Consider the following 4,382-nt stretch of genomic DNA (forward strand, 5'->3'; position numbering starts at 1 on the left):
AGTGGATATTTCTATATCCCGTTGCTTTTGTTACAAAAATGAAGGTATAGGAGGGACCTTTTGAAAAGTTACTGGAATAATATAAATTACTGATTCTATTATTTGTAACACATATCACTATTATAATCTCTCCCAATATAGATATATCCATATTTCTATATTGGGATATTTTTCTACTTTTATTATTAGAAATGATGGTATAAGAGGAGCCTTTGAAAAATTACTGATTCTATTGTCTGTAACACATATCACTATTATAATCTCTCTCACAATATAGAAATATCCCTATTTCTATAAGTGGATATCTCCTTCAATTTCAAACCATCTTTTTGAAGAACTTTATTATCACTCAACATTAAGGAAATTTAGTTTTGTTAGCTTGATAATGATGTGACGCTATCCCCATAATGAGTATCATAATTTTCTTCTTATGTTATCCAAAATAAAATATGTATATTGTTTTATAGAAAACAATTATTTACGACGCCTTCTCTTTGCTTTTTTACGCTGATTTGTATGACTATATTTTTTTATATGAGTACTTCTGTTCTTCTTATAATTAGGTAACTTAACTATAAGAACAGTAATTGCCCAAAAAATGACAAATATAAGGTTTGCAATCATCCAAAGCTTAATATCATAGTCATATAGCTTACTAAAATACTTTTTGTCAGGAGTAATATGGCTTACGTTACTGTCAATTGCTTCGAGGGTGTAAGGAATAACCCAAAAGGAACCAATTAATATAACAATTGTTCCAAGAATGAAACTGAGTATATGTTTTATCAAGTTCTATTCTCCTTTAATTATGTTTATTGTATACGTTCATATAGTATATATGGTTCTGGTGCAAAGACTGTATTTATTTGAAAAAGGTATTTAAATTTCTATTGGAATCTATTTTTATAAATGGGTTCTCGCCACATCACAATCAAGCTAAGAAAAGCAAATACCCCGAAACAAGAAAATTGGCACCTCCAGGTGAAAATGTGCAATTTTTTATTTTTGGGGCGTTATAAAATTCTTAAGTTGATGGGCATGTGGTATAGGGGGAGGCTTTGAACAAATTACTGATTCTATTATTTATACTACGTATCACTATTATAATCTCCCTCACAACATAGAAATATCCCTATTTCTATAAGTGGATATTTCTATATATCCTTGCTTTTGTTATCGGAAATGGCGGTATAGGGGGGACCTTTTGAAAAATTACTGAAGTAATATACATTACTGATTCTATTGCATGTACCATATAACACTACTATATTTTTTATAACGTCCCAAACAAAAAAATTTGTACAGTTCACCTGACGATATCAATTCTCTCGTTTTGGGATATTTGCTTTTCCTAGCTTCATGGGCATGGAATATGGGGACATAAGGACTTTTTCAAAAAATAAATGGAGTGGTATAAATGACAGATTTTATTGCATGTACCACATATCACTGCTATAATCTTCTCTATAACATAGAAATATCCCTATTTCTATAATTAGATATTTCCCTATACTTCTAATCTTTTCACTAAAATATAGAAATAGGGATATAGCGGTATATTCTAGAAAATAAATGGAGTGGTATAAATGGCTATTACAATTACTGTTGGGAATTACAAAGGAGGCGTTGGTAAAACCACTAATGCTGTATTAAACTCTTATGAATTCGCAAAAAAGGGGAAACGAACTTTACTCGTTGACCTTGATCCACAGAGTAATGCAACAAAATCTCTTATGTTAACAAAATCTATCCTTAATCCTGACGAAAAGGTAACTTTAACTAAAACATTGATGAAAGGAATTCAAGAGGGGAATTTAGATGGATTAGAAGTTGAAATAACGGAAAATTTACATTTAATTCCTTCTTATGTTGATTTTCAAGATTTCGCAAAATTTCTATATAAATCGTGTTCTTCGGAAGAAGAGGAAGATTTCTACTTTAAGGAATTACTTGAGAAAATAAAACATAAATACGATTACATATTTATCGATGTTCCACCTATGTCAATTGAAGTTACAAAAAATGCAGTTGTAGCTTCTGATTATGTTCTTATAACTCTACAAACACAAGAACGTTCTCTTACAGGTGCAGAAAACTACATTAACCAACTAATAAAATTAAAAGAGCAATATAATCTTGATGTTGAAGTTGTAGGAATTCTTCCAGTGCTATTAAAAAATAATGGTAAAGTGGATGAATACATTATGGAAAATGCTCGTGAAATTTTTGGTGAAGAAAACCTATTTAAAAATATCGTTCCACAGATGGAACGTATTAAAAGGTTTGATGTTAACGGTATTACTGAAAACGATAGACATGATTTAAATGTAATAGAACTATACGAAAAAATTAGTGATGAATTATTATCTCGTATCAATGTTTTTGAAAGTATGAAGGTTGGTGTATAACATGGCAAGAACTCCTGGATTATTAGGCAGAAAAAAGAGCAATTTTGACCCAACAGATCCTTATATCCCAAACGAGGATTCAGTTGTAACAAGAATTGGCGAAGATACTCCTACTTTTCCCCCTAAAAATGAACAAGAACAAGTAAATCAACAGGAACAAAAGAAGGAGCAAACACCAGAGAAAAAGAAATTTAAAAACCAACAAGGTAGTATTAAAATTTCTAGTCAATCTAAGGAAGAGCTTGGAGCACTAATGAAACTTACTAATACGAAATATGCTCATGAAATAATAGATTTACTTATACATCATTATGTAGAAAATCAATTAACTCCCGAACAGAAAAGGAAATTTAAATTATTAACAGAGATTTAGAAATATAGAAATATCCCTACATAGAAATAGGGATATTTCTATATTTTTTCGATTTTAATAAATATCCTCACCAGAACTTCCTCCACAACCTTTTCTTCTCTCTCTCCACTGCAACATCCTCATGATATTCCTTATGTAAATTGATAGTAAAGTTATTTAATTTCGATAAAAAAATATAAGAGCCTTGCTATATTTTTTTATCATTTTAGCCAAGAAAACTCCTTCCTCAAGGAACCTGAAGGGTCACGGACCAGTGAGTAGGTGGGAGATGAATTGGCTTCGGACAAGGGATGGCAGGAAGCCATCTTAATTGTTCGACAGGTAGTAAATTGTTAATTGACAAATTGTCATGATCACTTCACTATCTACCGAATATATGTTTGGTGTATAATAGACATATATCGAAATGGAGGTGAAACTTATGATTATCAATAAAGCATATAAATTTCGTATATATCCAAATAAAGCACAAGCAACTCTAATCAATAAAACGATTGGTTGTTCTCGTTTTGTATTCAATCATTTCCTATCTCTATGGGGTAACGCGTACAAAGAAACAGGAAAAGGTTTGACATATGGTACATGCTCTGCCAAACTTCCTGCCATGAAGAAAGAATTTGTTTGGCTAAAAGAAGTGGATAGTATTGCTATTCAGTCGTCTGTTCGCAACCTTGCGGATGCTTATACACGTTTTTTCAAAAAACAAAACAGTGCCCCGCGTTTCAAATCTAAGAAGAACATTGTACAATCTTACACCACAAAACAAACAAATGAAAACATTGCCGTTGTAGGAAACAAAATTAAATTGCCAAAACTAGGTCTTGTTCGGTTTGCCAAAAGTCGTGAAGTAAACGGACGTATTTTAAACGCTACGGTTAGACGGAATCCTTCTGATAGATACTTTGTGTCATTGTTAGTAGAAACAGAAGTGCAAGAATTTCCAAAGACACATTCTTACACTGGAATTGATGTAGGACTAAAAGATTTCGCCATTTTTTCAGATGGAACAACCTATAAAAATCCGGATTTTTTTCGATCATTAGAAGAGAAGTTAGCAAAAGCACAGCGTGTTCTTTCTAGAACAATGAAAGGATCTTCTCGCTGGAATAAACAACGAGTAAAAGTAGCTAGAATTCATGAATACGTGACGAATGCTAGAAAAGATTACTTGGACAAAGTCTCAACTGAAATCATCAAAAACCACGATGTTATTGGTATAGAGGATTTGCAAGTATCTAATATGTTAAAGAATCATAAGTTAGCAAAAGCAATTAGTGAGGTATCATGGTCACTGTTTCGAACTATGTTGGAATATAAGGCAAAATGGTACGGCAAACAAGTCATTGTCGTATCGAAAACATTTGCTTCAAGCCAATTATGCTCTTGTTGTAGATATCAAAACAAAGACGTTAAAAATCTAAACCTACGTAAATGGGACTGCCCTTCTTGCCTTACACACCATGATAGGGATATTAACGCAAGTATCAATCTAAAGAATGAAGCGATAAGGCTTCTAACCGCAAGGACTGTGGAGATAGCCTAATAAATTAGAGTTCGATAGAACTCTTTACTTAGGAATCCCCCTCTTCTAAACGAAGTGA

4 protein-coding genes are annotated in these 4,382 nt (G+C 32.1%); 3 read left to right on the plus strand and 1 reads right to left on the minus strand.

Features of this window, described 5'->3' with window-relative positions; translation table 11 throughout:
• Positions 1-474: 474 nt before the first annotated feature.
• The gene (locus AC1DKZ_RS32535; RefSeq protein ID WP_016128137.1) at positions 475-789 is read right to left on the minus strand and encodes a hypothetical protein; all 315 of its coding nucleotides are present in this window, start codon (positions 787-789) and stop codon (positions 475-477) included.
• A gap of 797 nt (positions 790-1,586) precedes the next feature.
• Here AC1DKZ_RS32535 and AC1DKZ_RS32540 point away from each other — a divergent pair.
• From AC1DKZ_RS32540 to tnpB, 3 genes are all read left to right on the plus strand, one after another.
• Positions 1,587-2,408 carry a ParA family protein gene (locus AC1DKZ_RS32540; RefSeq protein ID WP_476997947.1) on the plus strand — a complete coding sequence of 274 codons (822 nt, stop codon included), beginning with the start codon at positions 1,587-1,589 and terminating at the stop codon, positions 2,406-2,408.
• A gap of 1 nt (position 2,409) precedes the next feature.
• On the plus strand, positions 2,410-2,781 hold the full coding sequence (locus AC1DKZ_RS32545) for a hypothetical protein (protein WP_476997948.1): 372 nt from the start codon (positions 2,410-2,412) through the stop codon (positions 2,779-2,781).
• A 421-nt stretch (positions 2,782-3,202) separates the two neighbouring features.
• A complete protein-coding gene (gene tnpB / locus AC1DKZ_RS32550; RefSeq protein ID WP_476997949.1) occupies positions 3,203-4,324 on the plus strand; it encodes an IS200/IS605 family element RNA-guided endonuclease TnpB in 1,122 nt (373 codons plus the stop codon).
• Positions 4,325-4,382 lie beyond the last annotated feature (58 nt).

Source organism: Bacillus sp. 05T21, from assembly GCF_056396785.1.